23 protein-coding genes and 1 pseudogene are annotated in these 23,298 nt (G+C 72.6%); 12 read left to right on the plus strand and 12 right to left on the minus strand.

Features of this window, described 5'->3' with window-relative positions:
• Positions 1–93 precede the first annotated feature (93 nt).
• Positions 94–525, minus strand: a complete 432-nt coding sequence (locus tag OG689_RS00455) for a GNAT family N-acetyltransferase (protein ID WP_266316559.1) — start codon at positions 523–525, stop codon at positions 94–96.
• Between the two features lie 227 nt (positions 526–752).
• Here OG689_RS00455 and OG689_RS00460 point away from each other — a divergent pair, with 227 nt between their 5' ends.
• Positions 753–1,790 (plus strand): class I SAM-dependent methyltransferase, encoded by a 1,038-nt coding sequence (locus tag OG689_RS00460; protein WP_323189237.1) that lies wholly within the window; start codon positions 753–755, stop codon positions 1,788–1,790.
• 69 nt (positions 1,791–1,859) lie between these two features.
• On the opposite strand, the gene OG689_RS00465 is transcribed toward OG689_RS00460, so the two are convergent.
• From OG689_RS00465 to OG689_RS00475, 3 genes are all read right to left on the minus strand, one after another.
• Positions 1,860–2,135, minus strand: coding sequence for a hypothetical protein (locus OG689_RS00465; protein ID WP_266316561.1), 276 nt, complete (start codon positions 2,133–2,135; stop codon positions 1,860–1,862).
• A 138-nt stretch (positions 2,136–2,273) separates the two neighbouring features.
• Positions 2,274–2,726, minus strand: a complete 453-nt coding sequence (locus OG689_RS00470) for a MarR family transcriptional regulator (RefSeq protein ID WP_266316562.1) — start codon at positions 2,724–2,726, stop codon at positions 2,274–2,276.
• Positions 2,727–2,837: 111 nt separating this feature from the next.
• Positions 2,838–3,701, minus strand: a complete 864-nt coding sequence (locus OG689_RS00475; protein ID WP_266316563.1) for an NAD(P)H-binding protein — start codon at positions 3,699–3,701, stop codon at positions 2,838–2,840.
• 125 nt (positions 3,702–3,826) lie between these two features.
• Here OG689_RS00475 and OG689_RS00480 point away from each other — a divergent pair, with 125 nt between their 5' ends.
• The 3 genes from OG689_RS00480 to OG689_RS00490 all read left to right on the plus strand — a co-directional run bounded on the left by OG689_RS00480 (position 3,827) and on the right by OG689_RS00490 (position 6,178).
• The gene (locus OG689_RS00480; protein WP_266316565.1) at positions 3,827–4,282 is read left to right on the plus strand and encodes a MarR family winged helix-turn-helix transcriptional regulator; all 456 of its coding nucleotides are present in this window, start codon (positions 3,827–3,829) and stop codon (positions 4,280–4,282) included.
• Between the two features lie 450 nt (positions 4,283–4,732).
• Entirely contained in the window at positions 4,733–4,981 is a 249-nt protein-coding gene (locus tag OG689_RS00485; RefSeq protein ID WP_266316566.1) for a hypothetical protein, read from the plus strand.
• Between the two features lie 207 nt (positions 4,982–5,188).
• Positions 5,189–6,178 carry an NAD-dependent epimerase/dehydratase family protein gene (locus OG689_RS00490; protein ID WP_266316567.1) on the plus strand — a complete coding sequence of 330 codons (990 nt, stop codon included), beginning with the start codon at positions 5,189–5,191 and terminating at the stop codon, positions 6,176–6,178.
• Between the two features lie 158 nt (positions 6,179–6,336).
• On the opposite strand, the gene OG689_RS00495 is transcribed toward OG689_RS00490, so the two are convergent.
• A complete protein-coding gene (locus OG689_RS00495) occupies positions 6,337–6,786 on the minus strand; it encodes a hypothetical protein (protein ID WP_266316569.1) in 450 nt (149 codons plus the stop codon).
• A gap of 212 nt (positions 6,787–6,998) precedes the next feature.
• A complete protein-coding gene (locus tag OG689_RS00500; protein ID WP_266316570.1) occupies positions 6,999–7,460 on the minus strand; it encodes a calmodulin-binding protein in 462 nt (153 codons plus the stop codon).
• Between the two features lie 370 nt (positions 7,461–7,830).
• Between OG689_RS00500 and OG689_RS00505 the strand changes: the two genes are divergently transcribed.
• Positions 7,831–8,229, plus strand: coding sequence for a contact-dependent growth inhibition system immunity protein (locus OG689_RS00505; protein WP_266316572.1), 399 nt, complete (start codon positions 7,831–7,833; stop codon positions 8,227–8,229).
• A 165-nt stretch (positions 8,230–8,394) separates the two neighbouring features.
• On the opposite strand, the gene OG689_RS00510 is transcribed toward OG689_RS00505, so the two are convergent.
• Both OG689_RS00510 and OG689_RS00515 read right to left on the minus strand, forming a co-directional pair.
• Positions 8,395–8,997: an SUKH-4 family immunity protein gene (locus OG689_RS00510; protein ID WP_266316574.1), complete on the minus strand. Its 603-nt coding sequence runs from the start codon at positions 8,995–8,997 to the stop codon at positions 8,395–8,397.
• Between the two features lie 167 nt (positions 8,998–9,164).
• Positions 9,165–9,614: a hypothetical protein gene (locus tag OG689_RS00515; RefSeq protein WP_266316576.1), complete on the minus strand. Its 450-nt coding sequence runs from the start codon at positions 9,612–9,614 to the stop codon at positions 9,165–9,167.
• A gap of 424 nt (positions 9,615–10,038) precedes the next feature.
• Here OG689_RS00515 and pgm point away from each other — a divergent pair, with 424 nt between their 5' ends.
• Entirely contained in the window at positions 10,039–11,679 is a 1,641-nt protein-coding gene (gene pgm, locus OG689_RS00520) for a phosphoglucomutase (alpha-D-glucose-1,6-bisphosphate-dependent) (protein WP_266316577.1), read from the plus strand.
• Between the two features lie 115 nt (positions 11,680–11,794).
• On the opposite strand, the gene OG689_RS00525 is transcribed toward pgm, so the two are convergent.
• Positions 11,795–12,016 (minus strand): hypothetical protein, encoded by a 222-nt coding sequence (locus OG689_RS00525; protein ID WP_266326764.1) that lies wholly within the window; start codon positions 12,014–12,016, stop codon positions 11,795–11,797.
• 235 nt (positions 12,017–12,251) lie between these two features.
• On the opposite strand from OG689_RS00525, the gene OG689_RS00530 reads away from it, so the two are divergent.
• The 3 genes from OG689_RS00530 (at position 12,252) to OG689_RS00540 (ending at position 14,409) form a co-directional block, all read left to right on the plus strand.
• Entirely contained in the window at positions 12,252–12,509 is a 258-nt protein-coding gene (locus tag OG689_RS00530) for a UBP-type zinc finger domain-containing protein (RefSeq protein WP_266326766.1), read from the plus strand.
• A 114-nt stretch (positions 12,510–12,623) separates the two neighbouring features.
• Positions 12,624–13,850 carry a SpoIIE family protein phosphatase gene (locus OG689_RS00535; protein ID WP_266316578.1) on the plus strand — a complete coding sequence of 409 codons (1,227 nt, stop codon included), beginning with the start codon at positions 12,624–12,626 and terminating at the stop codon, positions 13,848–13,850.
• 202 nt (positions 13,851–14,052) lie between these two features.
• The gene (locus OG689_RS00540) at positions 14,053–14,409 is read left to right on the plus strand and encodes a YciI family protein (protein ID WP_266316580.1); all 357 of its coding nucleotides are present in this window, start codon (positions 14,053–14,055) and stop codon (positions 14,407–14,409) included.
• A gap of 133 nt (positions 14,410–14,542) precedes the next feature.
• Here the strand turns inward: OG689_RS00540 and OG689_RS00545 are convergent, their stop codons facing one another.
• On the minus strand, positions 14,543–15,691 hold the full coding sequence (locus OG689_RS00545) for a TIGR03364 family FAD-dependent oxidoreductase (protein ID WP_266316581.1): 1,149 nt from the start codon (positions 15,689–15,691) through the stop codon (positions 14,543–14,545).
• Positions 15,692–15,782: 91 nt separating this feature from the next.
• Positions 15,783–17,135, minus strand: coding sequence for an MFS transporter (locus OG689_RS00550; protein ID WP_266316582.1), 1,353 nt, complete (start codon positions 17,133–17,135; stop codon positions 15,783–15,785).
• A gap of 318 nt (positions 17,136–17,453) precedes the next feature.
• On the opposite strand from OG689_RS00550, the gene phnA reads away from it, so the two are divergent.
• On the plus strand, positions 17,454–18,782 hold the full coding sequence (gene phnA / locus OG689_RS00555) for a phosphonoacetate hydrolase (RefSeq protein ID WP_266316583.1): 1,329 nt from the start codon (positions 17,454–17,456) through the stop codon (positions 18,780–18,782).
• Between the two features lie 122 nt (positions 18,783–18,904).
• Positions 18,905–20,359, plus strand: a complete 1,455-nt coding sequence (locus OG689_RS00560; protein WP_266316584.1) for an aldehyde dehydrogenase family protein — start codon at positions 18,905–18,907, stop codon at positions 20,357–20,359.
• On the opposite strand, the gene OG689_RS00565 is transcribed toward OG689_RS00560, so the two are convergent.
• Positions 20,339–21,262 carry a LysR family transcriptional regulator gene (locus OG689_RS00565; protein ID WP_266316585.1) on the minus strand — a complete coding sequence of 308 codons (924 nt, stop codon included), beginning with the start codon at positions 21,260–21,262 and terminating at the stop codon, positions 20,339–20,341. The two genes, OG689_RS00560 and OG689_RS00565, sit on opposite strands and share 21 nt — an antisense overlap.
• 164 nt (positions 21,263–21,426) lie before the next feature.
• Here OG689_RS00565 and acs point away from each other — a divergent pair.
• Positions 21,427–23,298: pseudogene (gene acs / locus OG689_RS00570) on the plus strand (acetate--CoA ligase); the annotation flags it as partial.

Raw genomic sequence — 23,298 nt, forward strand, 5'->3', positions numbered from 1 at the left:
GCGGGGGCGGGGACGGACGCTCTGCGGGGGGTGCGGGGACGGACGCTCGCGCCCCCGCGAGTCGGTGGCCGGGGTCCGGCCCCGGCCACCGACTCACTCGTTGACGATCGCCATCCACCAGTCCGGCTTGGGCAGCGCGACGAATCCCGCCTTGGCGTACACCTGGTGCGCATCCGCGGTGGCCAGCAGGACCCGCCGCACACCGAAGGGGGCGAGATGATCACGGACGGCGGCGGCCAGGGCCGTACCCAGGCCCCGGCCGCGGGCCTCCGGGGCGATGTAGACGTCGCACAGCCAGGCGAAGGTGGCCCGGTCGGTGACCACCCGGGCATAGCCGACCTGGGCACCGGAGGACTCTGCGTAGACGCCGAAGTTGAGGGAACCGGCGACGGCCAGGTCGTGCTTCTCGCGCGGGCGGCCCAGCGCCCAGTAGGCGTCCTCGGAGAGCCACCGGTGGACCAGGTCCGCGTCGAGACGGGCGGGGTCGGTGGAGAGCTCGTAACCGGCGGGGAGGTCGTTTTCCATGCCCGTATGAGATCAGCACCGACCGCCGTCCGGCCATCGAAATTCCCCTCCGCCCCGCTCGGGCGGGCACCACGGCAGGCGCTCGGACGTGTCCCGCCACCAGCGCCGGGCCGGGCGGCGCCCGTGGGACGGGTGGGGTCGACGATTGGCGGATAGGCTCGAAGGTGTCCGCAGCGACAGACCGCGAGCGCTCCTCCGAGGGCCGTGGAGGACGGACGGAGGACGCAGTGTCCCCAGCTGAAGGGCCCCTCGGGCCGACCGGCGGCGCGGCGAGCACGGCCGGCCCCGCGAGCACGGGCGAGGCGGCGAACACCGCCGGCAGGACGAGAACCGACCCCGACGCGTGGCCGGCCACCCCCGCCCGGTCGGCCGGCGGCGCCACGACCACCGACCGGACAGGGACCACCGACCGGACGGGGGCGACCGAGCGGGCGGACGGCGCAGGTACGGATACAGGAACAGGTACAGGTGCAGGTGCAGGTGCAGGTGCCGGCTACGGCGAGGCCCTGTTCGAGCCGTGGAAGCCCGGCGAGGGCGAGCGGATCGACCTGGGTTCCCTGGCCTACGACAGGTTCACCCGGGCCCGGCTGCGCGCACTCGGCGCCGGGCCGGGGACTCGCTGCCTGGACATCGGCGCCGGCACCGGCACGATCTCGCGCTGGCTGGCCACGGAGGCCGGCGTCGACGAGGTGCTCGCGGTCGACCGGGACGTCCGGTTCCTGGAGCCGCACGCGGGCGGCGCGCTGCGCACCCTGGCCGCGGACGTCACGGCGCCCGGCTTCGCCCCCGGACGCTTCGACCTCGTCCACGCCCGTTTCGTGCTGATGCACCTCCCCGAGCACCGGCGGGTGGCCGCCCGACTCTGCGAGCTGCTCAACCCGGGCGGCCACCTGGTGCTCGGCGACGCCGTCGACCTCACCACAGCGGCCCCGCCCGACACCCCGTACCGGCTGGCCATGCGGGCCATGTGGCAGGCTCTGCGCAGCACGATCGGGACGGACATCAGCTGGACCCCCGAGTACCCCCGGCTGCTGCGCGACCTCGGGCTGGTGGAGGTCGGCGGCGAGATCCAGGTGCCCGAACTGACTACCGGCAGCCCGATCGGCGCGTTCTGGCTGGAGACCTGGGAACGTACCCGCGAGGCGATGCTCGCCACCGGACTGGTGGACGCCGCCCTGCTCGCGGAGGCCGCCGAGTCGATCACCTCGGGCACCGTCGCGGACCTGTCCCCCGGGCTGGTCACGACCTGGGGCCGACGCCCCTGACGGTCCGCCGCCTCGCTCCGGGGCGAGGCGGCCGACCGTCCGCAGGCCGGGCCGGGGCGGGCCGGCCGATCAGAGCACGTCGCCCTCCCAGTCCCACCGTTGCGGATCGCCCGGTCGCGGGCCGTAGCAGGCCCGGCCGCCGGCCCCGTGGGCGCCGATCTCGGTGGGCAGGGCCGCCCCGTCCGCCAACTCCGCGGCGCTCCAGCCGGTGACGTCCAGCAGCAGCCCGTCCAGCGGCCCCGCCACCAGCTCCCGGTACGCGTGCCCCACCCTCGGCCCGGGGTCGGGATCCTCGTGGTCCGCCCCGTACACCCGCCCCCGCATCAACCGCTCCTCCTCGTCCATCACCGCAGCATCGCACCCGCCACCGACACTCCCGGCGGGCCGACACCGGCCGGTCCGCGCCTGTCGCCGGCGGCTGCCCGGCCGGGCCAGGGGACGACCGGACGCGCGACGTGGCGGCGGCGGGGCCCGAGGGTGCTCTCAGGGCCGGGGCCAGGGCCGCCCGTGCAGGTTCTCGATGTCCGTGTTGAAACGCTTCAGGAAGGCCGCGAACTCGGCCACGTCCTCCGGCGACCAGTCGGCCAGCACCTTGTCCAGGCCACCGACCAGCTCCGTACGCGCCTCCTCCAACCGGCGGGCACCCTCATCGGTGATCCGGAACTTGCGGGCGATCCCGCCCTCCAGATCGGGGATCCGGTCGACCAGCCCCGCGCGCATCATGGCCGCCGTCTGCCGGTTGAGGGTCGAGGCGTCCAGCCCGAACGCCTCACTGAGCCCCCCGATGGACATCGGACCCTGCATGCGCAGCCGGCTGAGCAAAATGTAGGCACTGCGGTCCAGATTCCCGCCGGTGCGCTTGCTGCGCGCACCCATGTGGACGTGCCGGCCCAGCAGCATCGTCTCGTACTCGATCGAGTCCGTGGGCTTCTCCATGCGAACCGTCTCCCCATTCCTCGCACCTGCAGCTCAGTATGCCTGCCGGTGCGCACGGCGCCCGAAATGTCCGCCGCCCTGACGCCCGCACCTCGCGCGACCTCGAACCCGTCAGCCCCTGGCGGGCAGCCGGAACGCGTCGGCGTTACGCGCGCACCAGTCGGCGAACGTGCGCGGCCGGCGCCCGAGCAGCCGCTCCACCGTGTCGGTCCGGAACCCGACGGTGTCGGCGCGCATCAGCGCGAACCCCTCCGCGATGGCGTCGGCCAGGGCCTGGGGCGCCCCGTCGGGGAAGCGGGACCGGACGGCCTGAGCCGGAGTGGCCGCCGTGCGGACCTCGATGTCGCGACCGATCGTCCCGGCGATGATCCGGACCTGCTCGGTGACGGTGAGCACCTCGTCGCCGGTGAGCACGTACTCCGCGCCCTGGTGGCCGTTTCCGGTGAGGACGAGGGCGGCGACGGCGGCGATGTCGGCCGGATCGATCGGGGCGAAGCGGCCCGGGCCGACGGGGTCGAGGACATACCCTTCCGCGCGGATGCCGGGCACCCATTCGAGGGCGTTGGTCATGAAGCCGCCGGGCCGCAGGATCGTGGCGGGTATGCCGCAGGCCCGGACGATCTCTTCACGCCGGTGGTGCCAGCGGCCCATCGCGGGCATCGGGTCACCGATGACGTTGACGGAGGACAGGTGCACGATGTGGCCCACCCCGGCCGCCTCTGCGGCTGCCACGGCGTGGGCGGTCTCGGTGTGGCCGATGCCCGCCGTGAGCAGGAACAGCTTGTCGACGCCGTCGAAGGCGGGTGTCAGGGTCGCCGGCTCGCCCAGATCACCGACCACGCGTTCGGCGCGTTCGGGCAGTTCGGTGGCGCGGGCCGGGTCGCGGACCAGGATGCGGACTTCGGCATCCGTGGCGTCGAGTTCGCGGACGAGTTCGCGACCGATCCTTCCGGTGGCACCGGTGACCAGTATCATCAGACCCCCAAGAGACGTTAGCCGTCTAACGATTACCCTGAAAACGTTAGCCGGTAACTGATTAGCCGTCAATCGACCTGCTGGCAGCCGGATCAGCCGGTGCCGCACATCAACCGGAGACCGAGATGCCCGAGTTCCTGGACCTGCACGGCAGAACGACGAAGGCGCTCCGGGCCTTGGCCGAGGCCGGCATGCGGCGCCATGGCCTGCACCTGGGACAGAACCTCCTGCTGGCCGCACTGTGGGAACAGGACGGCAGCACACCCGGCGAGGTCGCCACCGCCCTGCACGTCACCACGCCCACCGTGGTCAAGATGGCCACCCGGATGACCACCGCCGGACTGCTGACCCGCCGCCGCGACGACCGCGACCACCGCCTCGTCCGACTCTGGCTCACCGACGCCGGGCACGCGCTGCAGGAGCCGGTCGAGGCGGAACGGCGATCGCTGGAGGAGAAGGTCACCGCAGACCTCACCGACGCCGAACGCGAGGCCCTCCTCAGCGCGCTGGCGAAGATCCACCGGTCGGCGAGCGATCTGCTGGGCGAGCCCCTGGGCCCCGTCGACCCGGCCAACACCTGACCGCTGACCGACGGACCGTGGGACCGGCTCCGCTCGCCTGAAGGCCGTCCCCTGGCCGACCCCCGCTGCCCGAGCGGGACCGGCTCAGCCGTCGAGGCCGGACCAGGTCAGGAGCTGGAACAGCATGAACGCTCCCGCCGGCAGCACCACCGCCCCCAGGACGAGACCCACCACCCCGAGCCCGGTACCGGTCCGACTCAACTTCCGCTCCTCGCCCATCGTTTCCCCCTGATCACCGCTCCGGTTCCGACCCCCACCCCAGGAACCGGCTCCGGCGAGCACATGAGCATCCGTACTCATCCGTGCCGTGCCCCGGGCCTGTTCCCGCCGGTCGGAGCGCCGGGGCACCGGTACCGGCGGGCGGCAAGGGGCGCGCGTGGGGCGCCCGCGAGCGCGGGCAAGACGCCGAGCGACGTTTCGAGTCGGGCCTGCGTCGGTATCGTGGTCAGCATGTCCACCTTGGTCGAGCTGCCGGAGCAGCTGGAGTCAGCCGTCCGTGCCGCCGCCGCCGAAGCGGGTCTCAGCGTCAGCGACTACGTCGCCCGGGTCCTGACCGCCGATCAGGCGGCGGCGGCCGGCAGTCCGGCCGAGCGGGCCGCGCGGGCGGATGCACTGGCAGCCGCCGCCTACCGCCACTGGGTTGCCGGCGGGAGCAGCCAGGCGGGGTCGATGTCGATGGACGAGGTCTTCGGCCGGTGATCACCCGGCGGACGGGGCACCGTTCCTGAGCGGACGGGCGGCCGGTGGCCGGGTACGGTACCGCGGGCGGTCCCTGGTGTCGGCCGGGCGGCGGAAGGCCGGCGGCCCCGGCCGGCGCATGCGTCATCGCGCCGCACCCTGCCCGGCGCTGCACGCTCTCAGCGAAAGCGGCTGGGCCTGCGCCGCGTTCGGTGCTTGAGTGGCGGGATGGAAATCCTTGTACTGGGCGGGACGGCATGGCTGGGCCGCGAGGTGTCCCGGCAGGCGATCGAGCGCGGCCACCGGGTCACCTGCCTGGCGCGCGGCGAGAGCGGGGCCGTGGCGGACGGGGCGGTCCTGGTGGCCGCCGACCGCAGCGATCCCTCGGCCTACGAGCCGCTGCTCGACCGGGACTGGGACGCGGTCGTCGAGGTGTCGTGGCAGCCCGGCTTCGTCCGCGAGGCCCTCGGCGCCCTGGCCGGCCGGGCCAGGCACTGGACGTACGTGTCCTCGGTCAGCGCCTACGCCTCGCATGCCGAGCCGGACGCGGACGAGAGCACTCCCCTGCTCGCCCCGACCGAACTGGCGGAGGCCGGACGCGACGTGTACGGCGAGGCGAAGGCCGCCTGCGAGCAGGCGTCGGCCGCCGCCCTGGGCGACCGCCTGCTGATCGCCCGGGCCGGGCTGATCGGCGGGCCCGGCGACCACAGCGGCCGCTCCGGCTACTGGGTGGCCCGGGCCGCCCGGGATCCGCGCGGACCGATGCTGGTGCCCGCAGCGCCGGACGTACCGACCCAGGTCGTCGACGTCCGCGACCTCGCCCGCTGGCTGCTGGACGCGGCCGAGGTCGGGACCACCGGCACCTTCGACGCCGTCGGCCCGGTGCTCGCCCTCGGGGACTGGATCGCGCTGTCCCGTACCGTCGGCGGGCACACCGGGCCGCTGGCCGCCGCCGAGCCGGACTGGCTGGTGGCGAAGGGCGTGGCCCAGTTCATGGGGCCCGAGTCGCTGGCCATGTGGCTGGCCGAACCGGGCTGGGAGGGCTGGTCGGCCCGCAGCGGCGCGGCGGCGCGGGCGGCCGGGCTGCGCCACCGGGCCCGGGTGGACCTGCTGGCCGACACCCTCGCCTGGGAGCGGGAGCAGGGCCTGGAGCGAAGCCGCCGGGCCGGTCTCAGCGCCGGACGCGAACAGGACCTCCTCGACGCTCTCGGCGGCTGAGGGCGGCCTGGTCAACGGCGCCGGACGTCACCCGGAGCCGGCGCAGCACGGCGACCGGTGCCCGTGCTCGATCCCGATGCCCCGACATCATTCCGCGTGAACACCCCGACCCCGACGCACACCAGCCCTGCGACCTGCTATTTCACGGTGCACACCACTCACCCGCGCTGTGCCGGGCCAAATATGGGTTCGCTCTCTGCCAGCATTTCGTACAGCTGACGAGCCCCCAGGGCAACGGGGGCGTCGAAGTTCCGTGACATCTCCTCGCACCACCGCATCGCGTTGTCCCGATCGTCGGAGTAGATGCTGAATACATCGTTGACCGCGGTGTGGATCCAGTCAGTGTGATTCGAGTCGGCGACTGCCAACGCCGAGGCGACGACCTGCAGCCCGATATCGTCCTTGTGGCGGAGCAAGGCCACCGAGGTCACCCTGGTGACCCAGGTGTCGCCCGGGTCGAGCACGAGTTCCGCCAGGAGCCTGCGGGCTTCCTGGGTCTCGGCGAGCCCTGCCAGGCCGTGACCGGCATCCGCCCGGTCACGGCAGCCCTGACTTCGCCCGAGCTCTCCGAGCGCCACAGCGGCCGCACGCCGCAGGTCACCGTCCACCACTTGACCACCTCTCACACGATTACCGGTCAAGCTGCCAGTGGGGCGCCGCCGCGGAGTGAAGGCCGGGACAGCACCCAGGTGCGGGCACCGACCACCCGGTCGCCCCGGACCGCCCACGCCGGCCCGCCCTGCGCAGGGGGCGCGGCCCGCCCCTCTCCGGAGAGGGGCGGGGCGCGTGAAGCCAGGGCGACCGGCGAGGCTCGGCCGCCTTACGGTACGGTGACCTCGCGCGTCAGCTTCGACTGCCAGGGGCACCAGGTCGATCCGGGCAGGAGGGCGCCGCCGACCTCGCCCAGGTGGTTGTTGACGTAGGAGATGCTCGCGTCGCAGACCTCCATCGCCATGCCGAAGAACTTCACCGAGTCGGGGGCGAGCTGGTACTTCCACGGCCGGTTGTACGAGGCAGGGGCCTTCACGACCGTGCCCATGACGCCGACGTTCTCGGTGTCCACGCCGCTCAGGATGTTCCGGGCCTGCTGGATCCTGGCGGAATCGGTGAGTTTGAAGACGAACCTGTCCGTGCCGTCGGTGAACTCGAAATAGGCCGCCGCCGCAGCGGCGGCCCGCACTCCGGCATCACCGCTCCGGGCCGCCTGTGCGGGCGCCGCCGTCGCCAGGGCGCAGATCGAGACCGCCGCGATACCGCCGAGCTTGGTAAGGGTACGTCGCATTTCTTGAGACCTCCGGTTCCGTGCGGGCCGCGTCCACGACCCGCTTGGTACGAACCGTAGTTGGGGATATCTCGAAATGGTCTCCGGTCTCTCAAGAGTGCCCCGAAGGCCTCCTGGGCTATCCCCATTCCTGCCCCATCGGGCCGCGCTCGCGCGGCCTTCGGCGTGCCGCGGCTCCATCTGACGTACGGTCGGACGGGCAGATCGTCAGTTCGGTGCGGATCCTCGATTCGGCGGATCGCGCACCGGGGCACCGCCGCCCGACTCTGCTGGGCCCGGGACCGGGCGGGCGGACGTCCCCGTTGATCCGGCTGTCTCGTGCCGGCGGTCGGGATACCCGGTATTGGGCGGAGCGCGGGACACTGGGGGCGTGTCTCCCGAGAGCCGATCCCTCGCAGAGCTCGACCACGACCGCCGGCCGGAGCCCGCCGCCGGCGCGACCCGTCTCGTCGCGACCGTGCACGCCCTGCGGCGCCGGCCGGTCGGCGCGCTGACCGTCGAGCACCTCCGGCTGCTGATCCGGCAGGACGTCGGACTACCGCATCTCCTGTCGCCGGCGATGGCGGTGCTGCGCGAGGACCCGCTGGCGGAGGGCGACCTCTACCCAGGCGATCTGCTCTCCGCCGTCGTCACTCGGGACCCTTCGGCATGGCATGCCGCACCGGAGCTGCTGCACGAGCTCCGAGCCGTCGCTTCCACGGCCGCCGGGCTGCCGCTCGCCCTGCAGCGGGAGGTCCGAGGGTTCCTCGACGTCACGCAGGGAAGGTGACGGCCACCGACCACCGCAAGGGGCGCCTTCCGGGTGCGACTCACCGGCCCCGCCGCCCGGCAGCAGGTGGTGGCGGCCACCCGGAAGCACCGTGGGCACTTCGACGTTCACAGTGGACACCTGGCGGGTGTGACGGTCGGTCGGCGGGGGCCGTCTCCCGCCGCGCTACACCTCGTCCGCGTACTCCTCCTCCAGGTGCTCCAGGACGGGCGCCCAGAAGGAGGAGTTGTCCGCGTCCTGGCCCAGGTGTTCAAGCAGTGCGGTGAATTCCGCCAGCGCGGCCGCGGCGTCGTCGCCGGTCAGCCGCTCCTCGTGGAGGGCGAGCAGGCCGAGCGCGCCGACCAGTGCGGGCAGCGACTCGGCCGCGTAGCCGCCGTAGCCCGCCGCGTGGTCCCAGCCGTCGGGGTCGTAGAGCTCGACGACTCCGGTGTCCCCGCGGAGCATCAGGTGGATCAGGTTGCGCTTGCCGACGCAGTAGGAGTAGCTCTTCGGCGGGGAGTCGTCGTCCGGGTAGCGGTTCCCGAAGAGTTCGTCCGGGTCCTCCTCCCACATGCCTTTGCCGGGCAGGTCGGTGGAGTCGTAGTCGGCGAAGTCCAGCCGCACCGCGGGAATCCCGACCTCGGAGAGGAACGCGCGGGCCCCGGGGTGCTCCAGCCCGGCGGGCAGGTCGGCGGCCTCGGGGCGCCAGAGCGCACCCGCTCCGAAGCAGGTTTCGAGCCAGGCGGTGGTCGGTCGCCGTGCGGCGGCGAGCAGATCGGACTCGGTCAAGGACTCCCCCGGGGTCGCTGTGACGGCGGCGCCGTCCGGGCGGGGCGGAGCCGGCCCCGCCCTCGCGGACGGTGACGACCCCATTCAACCGGGTGGCACTGACAGTCCGTGAGCCGGGCCCCGGCGGCTGGCCCCGGGGCAGCCGCCGGGGCCCGGCCGCCGCGGTGCTACGCCGGGCGGGGCGCCCTGCGGCGGCCGAGCGCCCAGCCGACCAGAGCGAGGACGCCCGCGAGCGGGCCCAGGAACGGCGCCGGGGTGGTGTGGAAGATGGTGCTGCCGAGAACACCGACCAGCTGCCATCCGCAGGTGAGCACGGCCAGCAGCGACAGCCAGTGCCAGCGGTCGTTCCGCACCACGGCGAACGGCAGGACGAGCACGGCGACGGTCTGGACGAGGTACCCGTACTGGAACCAGCTGGTGTAGAAGACGTTCCACCAGGGCGAGGGCAGGGCGGGCCCGTCCGCGTACTCCTGGCGGAACTCCAGGAAGGTCGAGTCGTGGTAGCCCGAGGACCACCACGGCCAGAGGTAGAGGCCGACCAGGGTGAGGACCAGTGCGGCCGCCGCCAGTACGGCTGAGGGTGCCTTGCTGGGGGGCAGGGGGTCGATCAAGGGCATCTTGGTCCTCGCGCTCTGTAGGCCCGGTACGAGCTGACGGTGCGACAGGCTGTCCTCCTGCCACGGCTCGTCATGCCGTCCATGATCGGGCCTGCGGGGGCCCGGTGGAAGGGAGTTGTGCAAAGTCCCCGGCCGGTGAGGGGCGCAGCGACGCCGGGTCCGCACGTCCACGGCGCGGGCGGGACCGCGGGGCCCGAGTGCCGTCGGCCGGCCTGGCTCCCCTGGCCTGCGGGCGCGGACCGGTACGCCCACGGACCGTCCCGGCGCAGGTGGCGGGCGGGCCGGGCGCTTGACGCGGGCACCGTCACCGGGATTGCATATGTTGCATCACGTTCGAATATGTTTGCTTATGAAGATATCAGCGGATCCCGTCGGCCCTGGCCAGGACACAGCCGGGCGGGACCGATCGGTGAAGGAGATCGCGATGGTGCACGCACGAGCCGGTTACCCGGCGGAGCCCGGGGACCTGGTGGACGTCGCCGAACTGGTCACGGCGTACTACACGCTGCGCCCGGACCCGGCCGAGCCGGGCCAGCGGGTCGCGTTCGGCACCTCCGGCCACCGCGGATCCTCCCTGGACGCCGCCTTCAACGAGGACCACATCGCCGCCACCACCCAGGCCATCTGCGACTACCGCGCCGCCCGGGGCACCCGCGGCCCGCTCTTCCTCGGCGCCGACACCCACGCCCTGTCCGAACCCGCCACCGCCACCGCCCTCGAAGTCCTCGCCGCCAACGGGGTCCACGTCCTCCTCGACAGCAACGACGGCTTCACCCCCACCCCCGCCGTCTCCCACGCCATCCTCGCCCACAACCGCAACCATCCCGACGGCCGCGCCGACGGCATCGTCGTCACCCCCTCGCACAACCCGCCCCGCGACGGCGGCTTCAAGTACAACTCCCCCAACGGCGGCCCCGCCGACTCGGACGCCACCAACTGGATCCAGGACCGCGCCAACCAGCTCATCACCGACCGCCTCGGCGACGTCCGCCGCATCCCCCACGGCCGAGCCCTCACCGCCGACACCACCGGCCGCTACGACTACCTCACCCACTACGTCACCGACCTGCCGGCCGTCCTCGACCTCGACGCCGTCCGCGCCTCCGGCCTGCGCATCGGCGCCGACCCCCTCGGCGGCGCCTCCGTCGCCTACTGGGGCCGGATCGCCGAGACCCAGCGCCTCGACCTCACCGTCGTCAACCCCCGCACCGATCCCACCTGGCGGTTCATGACCCTGGACTGGGACGGCAGGATCCGCATGGACTGCTCCTCCCCCCACGCCATGGCCTCCCTCATCGGGCGCCGCGACGAGTACGACATCGCCACCGGCAACGACGCGGACGCCGACCGCCACGGCATCGTCACCCCCGACGGCGGCCTGATGAACCCCAACCACTACCTCGCCGTCGCCGTCGACCACCTCTACCGGCACCGGCCCCGGTGGTCACCCGCCGCCGGCATCGGCAAGACACTGGTGTCGTCCTCGATGATCGACCGGGTGGCGCAGGACCTGGTGCGCACCCTCGTCGAGGTGCCGGTCGGCTTCAAATGGTTCGTCGACGGCCTCACCGACGGCGCCATCGCCTTCGGCGGTGAGGAATCCGCCGGCGCCGCCTTCCTGCGCCGCGACGGCCGCCCCTGGACCACCGACAAGGACGGCATCCTGCTCGCCCTGCTCGCCGCCGAGATCACCGCCGTCACCGGCCGCACCCCCTCCCAGCGCTACAGGGACCTCACCGCCCGTTTCGGCGACCCGGCGTACGCCCGGATCGACGCACCCGCCGACCGGGAGCAGAAGGCCCTCCTCGGACGCCTCACCGCCGAGCAGGTCAAGGCCGACACCCTCGCCGGCGAACCCATCACCCGCGTCCTCACCCGGGCCCCCGGCAACGACGCGCCCGTCGGCGGCCTCAAGGTCTGCACCCCGAACGCCTGGTTCGCCGCCCGCCCCTCCGGCACCGAGGACGTCTACAAGATCTACGCCGAGAGCTTCCACGGCCCCGAGCACCTCGCCCGCGTCCAGGACGAAGCCCGCACCCTCGTGGGCGACGTCCTCGACGCCTGAACACGCCGCCACCCGCACGCAGCACCGTGGCTCGCCCGGAACCACCGGACGGGCCACGGCAGCGCACGACGACGAAGGACGGCGGGCGGGAGCGGGATCAGACCGACCAGCAGGGTCAGCGGCCGTTGCGCGGGTGCCGCGAGGCGGTGCGTTCGTTGCCGCGCTTGTAGTTGCCGGTCCAGCGAGCCATCACCAGCTGGGGGTCACCGCCGGCGCTCTCCGCCAGGAACCGGGTGGCACGGTCACCGCGCAGGGTGGCGGCGGCCCTGCCGTGGTGCCACACCACCACGGTGCCGTCGGGTCGAAGGTCGTAGCTGAATCCGGACGGTGACGGCATGGAGTCCTCTCGGTACGCGGCCAAAGCCTCACCCTGGCAGAGGCCTGACCGGGCGTGCAACGGATTTCGTCCCGCCCGGGCCACCCGAACCGCCCGGACCGGCGCCCGGCCCCGGCCGCCCGGAGAGGCACGAGCCGTCCGGCCGCCGCCTGCGTATCGTGGACGCGTGAGCGAGCACCACGCATGGCAGGTCGCCCCGGTGCCGGGGGCCACCGACCGGCCGGACTGCACCCACCTGGACGAAGCCCCGGAGCCGTCCGCCAGGACCGGCCGGCGCGGCTGCGAGGACTGCCTTCGCATCGGAAGCAGCTGGGTCCACCTGCTCGAATGCCTGGTCTGCGGGCATCAGGGCTGCTGCGACAGTTCGCCCAAGAAGCACGCCTACGCCCACGCGCACGCCCTGGCCGGCCACGACCTCGCCCGGACGCTCAAGCGGGGTGAGGACTGGGCCTGGTGCTATGCCGACGAGCTCTTCCTCCGTCCGTCCGGCTGAACCGGACGGATACGGAGCACCACCCGGCCCGGTCCCCGATGTCGCGCAGGGCAGCCCCGGCCACGGCTCCTATCGTTGGTGGTACAGGTCGGCGAGCCGAGGCGGGCAGCACTGATGACGGAAGCAGCGATCGACTACGCGGCGGTGTTCCGGACCCTGCCGGGCATGGTGGCGCTGCTGACCCCGGACCTGGTGTTCGCCGACGCCAACGAGGAGTTCCTGCGGTTGTCGGGGCGCAGCCGGCAGCAGGTGGTGGGTCGCTACCTGTTCGACGTGTTCCCCGACAATCCGAACGACCCCGCCGCCACCGGTGCGCGCAACCTGGCGGCCTCGCTGAAGCGGGTGGCGGAGAGCGGCGAGCGCGACGCGATGGCGCTCCAGCGGTACGACGTGGAGTCCCCGAAGCGGCCGGGTGTGTGGGAGGAGCGGTACTGGAGCCCGGTCAACGACGCGGTGCTGGGCCCGGACGGCCGGGTGGTGCTGCTGGTGCACCGGGTGGAGGAGGTCACCGAGCTGATCCGGGCCCGCGGCGGCCCCGAGGGGTCGCGGGCCCGGGTGCTGGAGGCGGAGCTCTACACCCGGGCCCGTGAACTGCAGGAGGTCAACGAGCGTCTGCGCCGGGCCCACGCGCGGGACCGCGAGGTGGCGCTGGCCCTGCAGGAGGCGCTGCTGCCGGCTCCCGGCCCGGTCGGGCACCACGGGGTGGCCGTCCGCTACCGGCCGGCCGTCGACGCGCTGAACGTCTGCGGGGACTGGTACGACCTGGTCGACCTGCCGGGTGACCGGATCGGCGTCGCGGTCGGTGACGTCGTGGGGCACGGGCTGCGCGCGGCCTGCGTGATGGGCCAGCTGCGCAGTGCGCTGAGCGCCGCCTCGCGGGTCGCCGACGGCCCGGCCCAGGCGCTGGAGGTACTGGGGCTGTACGCGCGTTCGGTGGCGGGCGCCGAGTCCACCACGGCGGTGAGCACCCTGATCGACTGGGACGCCCGGACGGTCACGTACAGCAGCGCCGGTCATCCGCCGCCCCTCCTGCTGCACGGGGACGCCCGGGTCGAGTTCCTCGACCGGGCCACCGATCCCCCGCTGGGCGCCCGGCCCGAGCACGTCCCGAGACCGCAGGCGACCACCACCTTCGCCGAGGGCGACACGCTGGTGCTGTACACGGACGGCCTGATCGAACGCCGGTACGAGGACATCGACGTCGGACTGGCCCGGCTGGCCGCCTCGCTCGCGGGGCACCGGGGGGAGGATCCGGAGGCCCTGGCGGACTTCGTCCTGGCCGAGCTGCTCGCGCAGCGCACCGCCACGGACGACACGGCCCTGGTCATCGTCCGGCTCTGAGGTCGGGGGCCGGCTCCGAGGTCGTCGTCCGGCTCCGAGCCCGGTGCTTTCCTCGCGCCGGCCCGGGCGGTGGGCCGTCGGCGGGCGGGCGCGGAAGATTCTCCGAAGAATGTCCGAGGGCGTTGTCGATCCGGGCCGTTCCCGTTCGACGCAAGGGTGAAGAGGCGGGGAAACGCCCCACCGCACCGACCGAGGAGTCACCATGCCGCGCTTCCTGTCCATGATCCGCGTCGACGAGCAGAGCGCCCCCGCGCAGGCGCCCGGCCCGGAGTTCGAGCAGCGGATGGGCGCACTGTTCGAGGAGATCACCAAGGCCGGGGTCATGGTGGACACCGCCGGGCTCGCCCCCACCTCCGAGGGCACCCGGCTGACCTGGTCCGGCGGCCGGGTCACCTGCACCGACGGCCCCTTCGCCGAGGGGAAGGAGGTCATCGGCGGCTACGCCATCATCCGGACCGAGGACAAGGCCGAGGCGCTGGAGTGGACCAGGCGGTTCCTGGAGGTCCACGACACCCACATGACGGTCACCGCCGAGCTCCGCGAGATCGCCGACAACTGACCGACCCGGCGGGCACCGCCGGACCCGCCCGGCCCGGCCCGGCCGCACGCGGCGGCCGGGCCGGGCCGGCGTGCCACGGACGGGCCGGCGTGCCACGGAGGGGCCGGACGGAAGGCCCGGCCACCGGTGACCGTCAGGGTCGGACGTACGTCCCGGAGACGACCTCCTCGGCCAGGCCGAAGGAGAGGGTCATGCCCGCGCCGCCGAGGCCGTTGACCACGGTGACTCCGGGCTGCGGACGGACGACCAGTTCGGTGGCTCCGCCCGGGAGGGAGGGGTAGACGCCGGTCCACCGCTCGGCGATCCGCAGGTCGGGGGCCTGGGCGAAGCTGACCAGATAGTCCATGATCGCCCGGTTGACGGACTCCCGCTCGAACGGGTGGTGGGTCCTGGCGTACTCGTGGCTGTCACCGATGGTCAGGGCTCCGTCGGCGGTCTGCGACAGCAGGACGTGGATGCCGTTCTCCCGGCAGAACGGCAGCTCCTCCTGCGCACGTTCGAGGAGTGCGCCGAGTGAGGCGCAGTGCTTGAACGCGGCGTAGTGCAGCAGGGTCAGGCCACCGCAGAGGGTGGCTCCCAGCTGCCAGCCGCCGGGTTGCGCGGCGGTACGCAGCATCTGCAGCTTGCAACGGGTGAGGCCGGTCTCGGCGAAGGCCTCCGGGTAGAGGGTCTCGAAGTCGTTCCCGCTGCAGACGAAGACACGTTCGGCGCGCCAGGTGCCGGCGGTGGTGTCGATCGTGGGCAGGTCGAGGCCGCGCACCGTGGTCCCGAAGCGGACGTCGACGCCGTACTGCTCGGCCAACAACCTGGCGACCGTGGGGATCGCCCGGCGCGGGTCGACGTTGAGCTCGGTCGGGCTCCACAGGGCCGAGAGCAGCCCCTCGCTCCTGACGGCGGGGCTGAGGCGGGCGGCCTCCTCCGCCGAGACCATCCGGCAGCCCTGCTCGACGGCGGCGGGCACGGTGGCCAGGAACTCCTCCAGGACGGCCTGCTCGTCGGCGACATGGGCCAGGTGGAGGGATCCGGTCCGCGGCGCCCAGAGATCGGTGCTCGCGGCCACCTCCAACCAGATCTCCCGGGCCCGCAAGGCGCGTCGGTACACGGCACCGGGCTGCTGGCCGACCGGCCAGACGAGCCCGAAGTTCCGGATGGAGGCGCCGACCGCGTAGTCGTCCCGTTCGAACAGCACGACGCGGTCGCCCCGCCGGGCGGCGGCCAGTGCGTGGGCGAGACCGACGATCCCTCCACCGACCACGGCGGTGTCAACCTGCTGGGTGGGCATGGGCCAGCTCCTTACGACGATGTTGGCGAAAGCCCCCGCACCCGGCCGGTCAGGCGGCCGGGTGCGGGGAATCCGGGGGAAGGTGCCCAGGTCAGGCCGTCCGGGCGACCTGGTTCCAGCGAGGGAGCAGGATGACGGCCGCCAGCAGGGCGGCGCCGGCGAAGCCGTAGAAGAGCGCGGTGCCGGAGACGAAGCCGGGCAGCAGGCCCCCGAGGATGGCGCCGACGGATCCGCAGCCGTTGACGACGCCTGCGGCCGTCCCGGCCCGGTCGCTGGTGCCGAAGTCCACCGCGGCCGTGCAGGAGATCATCGAGTCGGCCGCGTAGACCGTCAGGCCCATGGCGCCGAGCAGGAGCATCATCAGCGTGACGCTGTGCGTGGCGGTGAGCGGCATGAAGAGCAGCAGCACGATCGTGAGCGCGACCAGGCTGAGCACCGCCGGGGGGACCCGGCGGGAGCCGAAGCGCTTGTCGGACAGCCAGCCGATGAGACTGGGGGCGAGACAGCCGGTCACACCGAACGCGATCGGAATCGCGGTCGCCGAGACCTTGTCGACCTGCGGCAGCCGCTCGCTGACCAGGACCGGGCCCCAGAGCAGGATCGCGTAGCGCGCCGGCTTGAGCAGGAAGTACGCGGCGCCCAGCACCCGCACCATCGGATCGCCGAGCGTCTCGCGCACGCCCTTCTTCGGCGGTGCCGCGCCCCGGCCGGCGGTGACGGCCGGGGCGTCCCCGGCCGGCGCCGTCCGGCCGGCCTCGGCGTCGGCGATGCCCGGCAGTCCCACCGCTTCCGGGCTGTTTCGCTGCAACACGACGAAGACCAGGAGGACGACGGCCATCACGAGCGCACCGGTGAACAGCGCGGCGTGCCAGGAGTCGAAGACCGAGTAGGCCACCCAGCCGAGGAAGGGCACCGAAGCCAGCCCGCCGAAGGCGTAGTTGGTGCTCCACAGGCCCAGCACCCGGCCGCGCTCCTTGACCGTGAAGAAGCTGCTGACGTTCTTGCAGAGCGGCGCCCAGCCGGTCGACTGGCCCAGGCCCAGGATCAGCATGGCGGCGCCGAAGACCAGCGCCGTGCTGCTCAGACCCATGACGCACGCGGCGGCGATCGAGGTCAGCATGCCGCCGATCACCATCACCCGGGGGCCGACCCGGTCCGCGACGGCGCCCCAGAGGAACTGCCCGGCCGCGTAGGCCGCCAGGTAGATCGCGTCCATCACCCCGAGGGCGTGCGAGGTCAGTACGTGGTTGACGGACGGGTCGTCCAGAATGCCGAGCTTGGCGACCGAGGGCGCCTCCCGGACGAAGTAGTAGCTCGCATAGGCGATCCACGTGGCGGCGAAGACGCGCCGGCGCCACCGGCCGAGGCCTGGGACGGAAGCGAGCATCTCCTTGGTGGTCAGGGGTCTGTCGCCTCTGCTGGGCGCGACGGCATCGGTGCTCATGGCGGTGCCCTTCGACTGGCTGCTGGTTGAAGCGGTGCTCCACGAATCGACGGGTGCTGCGGGCTGTGCGGTCGAGGGCCGGGTGGTCCGGGCCGGCCTGCTGGTGGGGAACAGAAGAGCAGGACCGGCACCGCTCCCGGAACGCCCGGATCGGCTATGCCTCCCATAACCTCACCGCCGCCGGGGCCCACCCACGTCCGAGCGGCCGGCCCCCGCGGCTATCACCCGCATAACGGAATCGGGGGTACCTGCGGGACGCACAGTCCAGCAGCCTTTGTGACGCAGAAGTCGAACAAGCCGATCTCCCGGGAGCCCTTCGTGACGAACAAGACGTTCAGTGTCAACGGCCGGACCTACACGACACCGGGGTGCCCGGTCGTGGTGATCTGCATCGACGGCAGCGAACCGGACTACCACCTGGAGGCGATGGCGGCCGGCCGGATGCCCTGGCTCAGCAAGGTTCTCGCCGACGGTGGCAGCACCTGGGCGGCGCACTGCGCGATGCCCGCGCTGACCAACCCCAACAATGTGTCGATCGCGACCGGCCGCCCTCCGAGCACGCACGGCATCAGCGGAAACTACCTCTTCGACCCGCAGCTCGGTGAGGAGGTGCTGATGAACGACAAGCGCTTCCTGCGGGCACCCACCATCTTCGCCGCCGCGAACGAGGCCGGGCTGGACGTCGTCGTGGTGACGGCGAAGGACAAGCTGCGCCGGCTTCTGGGGGCCGGCCTGGTCGAGGACGGCCCCCGGCTGGACGGCGGGACGGGCGTCGCCGCCCCGTCGCGCCGCGGCATCTGCTTCTCCGCCGAGAAGGCCGACCAGGCGACCTGGGAGACGAACGGGATCGGCGACGTCCTGGCACTGGTGGACCGGCCGCTGCCCGAGGTGTACTCGGCCGACCTCAGCGAGTTCGCGCTCGCCGCGGGCGCGGCGATCATGGCGAGCCGCCCGGTGGACCTGATGTACCTGTCCCTGACCGACTACATCCAGCACAAGCACGCGCCGGGGACCGAGACCGCCAACGCGTTCTACGAGATGATCGACCGCTACGCCGCCAGACTGGACGAGTCCGGCGCGGTCGTGGTCCTGACCGCGGACCACGGCATGAGTGCGAAGAGCGACGAGGCGGGGGTGCCCCGCGTGGTCTATGTCGAGGACGAGGTGAAGCGTATTCTCGCTCTGGCGCCGGACGACGAACCCGAGGGTCTGCGGGTGATCCTCCCCATCACCGACCCGTACACCGTGCACCACGGCGCGCTCGGCTCCTTCGCCAGCGTCCACCTGCCGCCGGGAGCGGACCTCCAGGGCACGATCGACGCGCTGCGGGCGATCGACGGGATCCAGGAGGTGCACGGCCGCGACGCGGCGGCCGAGCGGTTCTCGCTTCCCGCCGACCGGATCGGGGACATCGTGGTCCTTGCCGAGGCCGGCATCGCGCTCGGCCGGCACGCCGCCTGGCACGACCTCAGCCAGCTGGACGCCCCGCTGCGCTCCCACGGGGCCCTGGGCGAGCTGCGGATCCCCTTCCTGATCAACCGTCGGCCGACCCGGCCCGACCCGCTCGGCAGTCCCCTCGGTGCGGAGGCCTGCGTGCACAACTACGACGCGTTCTGGGTGGCCACCACCTTGGTCGCCCAGCAGTAGGCCCGCCGGTGGCCGGGTGCGAGCAGCGCCCGGCCGTCACCGGCTCGACAGCGGCCCCCACAGCCGCCCCAGCCGTGTACCGGCCCTGGTAGGCCACCCGACGACGACGTACGGAGTCTGCTGTGTTCCAACCGAGTTCCGATCACCTGCTCAACCACATCGACGGGCGGTGGCTCCCGGCCGCCGCCGGGCGCGTCCGCCCGAACATCAACCCGGCGAACACCGACGACGTGGTCGGTCGCTTCGCCGAGTCGGCGGCCGCCGACGCCGTCCACGCGGTCGACGCGGCCGCCGCCGCACAGCCCGGCTGGGACAGGCTGGGCCCGATCGACCGCGCCGGGCTCCTCGGCGGGGCCGCGCGACTGATCCGGGAGCGCCGCGAGATCTTCGCCGAGGCCATCACCCGGGAGCAGGGCAAGCGCCGCGGCGAAGGAAGCGGCGAGGTCGCGCGCGCACTGGCGATCCTGGACTTCGCGATCGGCGAGGCGCGCCGGCTCAACGGCGTGACCACGCCGGCCGAGGAGCCGAGGACCCTGGCGATGACCTTCCGCCGGCCGCTCGGCGTCGTCGGCCTCATCACGCCGTGGAACTTCCCGGTGGCGATCCCGATGTGGAAGGTCGCCCCCGCCCTGGTGGCGGGCTGCACGGCCGTGCTCAAGCCCTCCCCGCTGACGCCGTGGACCTCGGCCCTGCTGGTGGAGGCCTTCGCCGACGCGGGGCTCCCGCCGGGCGTGCTCAACCTCGTCCAGGGGGACCGTGATCCGGGCGAGGCACTGGTCGGCGACCCCCGGGTGGCGGGCATCTCGTTCACCGGCTCGCTGCCGGTGGGGCAGGCCATCAACCGCGCGGGAGCGGGCCGCCTGATGCGTACCCAGCTGGAGCTGGGCGGCAAGAACGCGCTGCTCGTCCTCGCCGACGCCCAGCTGGAGGCGGCCGTCGACGCGATCGTGCTCGGTGCCTTCGGGCAGAGCGGGCAGCGGTGCAGCGCCACCAGCCGGGTGGTGGTGGACCGCAGCGTGCGCGACGAGTTGCTGACACTGCTGGTGCCGCGGGTCCAGGCCATGCGGGTCGGACGCGGGGACCAGGAGTGGGCGGACATCGGCCCGGTGGTCAACGAGGAACGGCTGCGCGCCTGCCTGGACGCGGTGGAGGCGGCGCGCGCCGCCGGCGCCCGGGTGCTCTGCGGCGGAAAGGCCGTGGCCCTCGACACTCCCGGCTGGTTCATGGAGCCGACCGTCCTGGCAGAGGTCGCCTGGGACAGCGAGATCGCCCAGGAGGAGGTGTTCGGCCCGGTGCTCTCCATCATCGACTGCGACGGGTACGAGGACGCGATGCGGATCTCGAACTCGGTCCGGTACGGCATGTCGGGCACCATCTTCACCCGGGATCCGGCGCTGATCTTCCAGGCGCTGCAGGACTTCCAGGCGGGCATGCTCCATGTGAACCGGCCCGGTGTGGGTGCCTACTCGCACCTGCCGCACATGGGGGCCAAAGCCTCCCAGCTCGGCGCCCCCGAATGCTCGGCGGACGTCTGGCAGTTCTACACCGACCTCAGGTCAGCCTGCATCAGGTACTGACCGCCGCCGGTCCGCGGGCCACTCGGCGACCGCCCGCACCAGGGCGACGAACACCTCCTCCGGCGGGGTGAGCACCCGGTCGGCGCGCCGCACCAGCGAAACGGTACGGGTCGGCGGCGGCGGATCGACGGTCAGCTCGGCCAGCATGCCGAACCCGATCTCCCGGCTCGTGGCGTGCTCGGAGAGCAGAGCGACCCCCAGCCCCTGGTGCGCTGACTCCTTGAGGGTGTCGGGCCCCCACAGGTCCCACTGCTCGACACCCTCAAGGCCCCAGGACCGCAGCGCGCTCTCCTGCAGCCGCCTGGTGGCCGATCCCATCTCGCGCATCAGGAAGCGCTGGTCCGCGAGGTCGGCGGCCACCAGGGGCCGCCCGACCAACGGCGAACCCGGCGCGGCGACCAGCACCATCGCCTCCTCGAACATCGCCTCCGACAGCAGTTTCTCCTCGCGCGGCGGGTCGATGCACAGGCCGAGCGCGACCTCGCCGCGGATCAGCCAGGACTCCACGACGTCCTCGTTCCCGACCCGGATCTGGCAGGCCACCTTGGGGGCACGCGCGGCGAAGTCCGCCACCAGGCGGGGCAGGAGGTAGGTGCCGAGGGTGGTGGTACCGGCCAGTACCAGCCGGCCGCCGCCCAGCCCCCGGTAGTCCGAGACGGCCCGCTGGAGGGAGTCGACGATCTCGAAGATCCGCCGCGCGTGCTCGACCACCACCTCACCCGCGGGGGTGGCCTGGGCGCCCTGGCTCGTCCGGTGCACCAGCTGGACACCGCACGAGCTCTCCAGATTCCGGATGTGATTCGAAACCGCGGGCTGGCTCATGTAGAGCGACTTGGCGGCCCCCGAGAATCCGCCGCTCTCCACCACTTTCACCAGGATTTCGAGTTGGGTGAGATTCAGCATGCCGACCAGCATCCCATGCGGACGGGCGATACGTCTGCGGTTCTACCGGACGGAAATCCTCGCGATTCGGCAACGGAAAGCCGCCGTCGGGCGAAAAGCAGCATCCGGACTTCCCCGGAAGATCCGCCAAAGAATGGGAGACGACATTGAGCGCGAGTAATTCGGTGAATACCGGTCCCGAGGACCGGCTGGCCTTCTGGGCGGAGCAGGCGCGCCGTCTCGACTGGGCCACCGAGCCCACCGAGACCCTCGACTGGTCGAACCCGCCGTTCGCCAGGTGGTTCGCCGACGGCACCCTCAACGTCGCCCACAACTGCGTGGACCGGCACGTGGACGCCGGCCACGGCGACCGCGTCGCCATCCACTTCGAGGGCGAGCCCGGCGACAGCCGCGCCATCACCTACGCCCAGCTCAAGGACGAGGTCTCCCGCGCCGCCAACGCCCTGCTGGAGCTCGGCGTCGCCAAGGGCGACCGCGTCGCGGTCTACCTGCCGATGATCCCCGAGGCCGTCGTCGCGATGCTCGCCTGCGCCCGCATCGGCGCCACCCACTCCGTGGTCTTCGGCGGCTTCTCCGCCGACGCCGTCGCCTCCCGCATCCAGGACGCCGACGCCAAGCTCGTCATCACCGCCGACGGCGGCCACCGCCGCGGCAAGCCCACCGCCCTCAAGCCCGCCATCGACGAGGCCCTGGCGAAGTGCCCGCAGGTCGAGCACGTCCTGGTGGTACGCCGCACCGGCCAGGACACCGCCTTCACCGAGGGCCGCGACGTGTGGTGGCACGACATCGTGGAGCGCCAGTCCGCCGAGCACACCGCGCAGCCGCACGACGCCGAGCACCCGCTGTTCATCCTCTACACCTCCGGCACCACCGGAAAGCCCAAGGGCATCCTGCACACCACCGGCGGCTACCTCACCCAGGCCGCCTGGACCCACCACGCCGTCTTCGACCTCAAACCCGAGTCGGACGTCTACTGGTGCACCGCCGACATCGGCTGGGTCACCGGCCACTCCTACATCGTCTACGGGCCGCTCGCCAACGGCGCCACCCAGGTCATCTACGAGGGCACCCCCGACACCCCCCACCAGGGCCGCTTCTGGGAGATCGTCCAGAAGTACGGCGTCACCATCCTCTACACCGCGCCCACCGCGATCCGCACCTTCATGAAGTGGGGCGACGACATCCCCGCCAAGTTCGACCTCTCCACCCTGCGGGTGCTGGGATCGGTCGGGGAGCCGATCAACCCCGAGGCGTGGGTCTGGTACCGGGAGCACATCGGCGCCGGCAAGGCCCCCGTCGTCGACACCTGGTGGCAGACCGAGACCGGCGCCATGATGATCAGCCCGCTGCCGGGCGTCACCACCACCAAACCCGGCTCCGCCCAGCGCGCGCTGCCCGGCATCGCCGCCACCGTCGTCGACGACGAGGCCCGTGAGGTGCCCGACGGCGCCGGCGGCTACCTCGTCCTCACCGAACCCTGGCCGTCCATGCTCCGCACCATCTGGGGCGACGACCAGCGCTACATCGACACCTACTGGTCCCGCTTCGAAGGACGCTACTTCGCCGGCGACGGCGCCAAGAAGGACGAGGACGGCGACATCTGGCTGCTCGGCCGCGTCGACGACGTCATGCTCGTCTCCGGCCACAACATCTCCACCACCGAGGTCGAGTCCGCCCTCGTCGGCCACCCCGCCGTCGCCGAGTCCGCCGTCGTCGGCGCCACCGACGCCACCACCGGCCAGGCCATCGTCGCGTTCGTCATCCTGCGCGCAACCGCCACCGACAGCCCCGAACTCGTCGAGGAACTGCGCGCCCACGTCGGCCGCACCCTCGGCCCCATCGCCAAACCCAAGCAGGTCAAGGTCGTCGGCGAACTCCCCAAGACCCGCTCCGGCAAGATCATGCGCCGCCTGCTGCGCGACATCGCCGAAGGCCGCGAGGTCGGCGACACCACCACCCTCGCCGACCCCACCGTCATGAACCTCATCCGGGACGATCTCGGCGGGGCCGGCGCCGCACCCTCCTCGGGCGGGTGA

This window comes from Kitasatospora sp. NBC_00240 (genome assembly GCF_026342405.1).
GTDB lineage: Bacteria > Actinomycetota > Actinomycetes > Streptomycetales > Streptomycetaceae > Kitasatospora.

Coding starts and splice junctions, on each gene's coding strand:
- OG689_RS00515 (WP_266316576.1), bottom strand. CDS start 9,614: ATGCCCTTGATCGACCCCCTGCCCCCCAGCAAGGCACCCTCAGCCGTA.
- OG689_RS00485 (WP_266316566.1), top strand. CDS start 4,733: ATGTCCACCTTGGTCGAGCTGCCGGAGCAGCTGGAGTCAGCCGTCCGT.
- OG689_RS00475 (WP_266316563.1), bottom strand. CDS start 3,701: ATGATACTGGTCACCGGTGCCACCGGAAGGATCGGTCGCGAACTCGTC.
- OG689_RS00545 (WP_266316581.1), bottom strand. CDS start 15,691: ATGCCCACCCAGCAGGTTGACACCGCCGTGGTCGGTGGAGGGATCGTC.
- OG689_RS00500 (WP_266316570.1), bottom strand. CDS start 7,460: ATGCGACGTACCCTTACCAAGCTCGGCGGTATCGCGGCGGTCTCGATC.
- OG689_RS00525 (WP_266326764.1), bottom strand. CDS start 12,016: ATGCCGTCACCGTCCGGATTCAGCTACGACCTTCGACCCGACGGCACC.
- OG689_RS00550 (WP_266316582.1), bottom strand. CDS start 17,135: ATGAGCACCGATGCCGTCGCGCCCAGCAGAGGCGACAGACCCCTGACC.
- OG689_RS00540 (WP_266316580.1), top strand. CDS start 14,053: ATGCCGCGCTTCCTGTCCATGATCCGCGTCGACGAGCAGAGCGCCCCC.
- OG689_RS00565 (WP_266316585.1), bottom strand. CDS start 21,262: ATGCTGAATCTCACCCAACTCGAAATCCTGGTGAAAGTGGTGGAGAGC.
- OG689_RS00465 (WP_266316561.1), bottom strand. CDS start 2,135: ATGGACGAGGAGGAGCGGTTGATGCGGGGGCGGGTGTACGGGGCGGAC.
- OG689_RS00455 (WP_266316559.1), bottom strand. CDS start 525: ATGGAAAACGACCTCCCCGCCGGTTACGAGCTCTCCACCGACCCCGCC.
- OG689_RS00470 (WP_266316562.1), bottom strand. CDS start 2,726: ATGGAGAAGCCCACGGACTCGATCGAGTACGAGACGATGCTGCTGGGC.
- OG689_RS00480 (WP_266316565.1), top strand. CDS start 3,827: ATGCCCGAGTTCCTGGACCTGCACGGCAGAACGACGAAGGCGCTCCGG.
- pgm (WP_266316577.1), top strand. CDS start 10,039: ATGGTGCACGCACGAGCCGGTTACCCGGCGGAGCCCGGGGACCTGGTG.
- OG689_RS00490 (WP_266316567.1), top strand. CDS start 5,189: ATGGAAATCCTTGTACTGGGCGGGACGGCATGGCTGGGCCGCGAGGTG.
- OG689_RS00535 (WP_266316578.1), top strand. CDS start 12,624: ATGACGGAAGCAGCGATCGACTACGCGGCGGTGTTCCGGACCCTGCCG.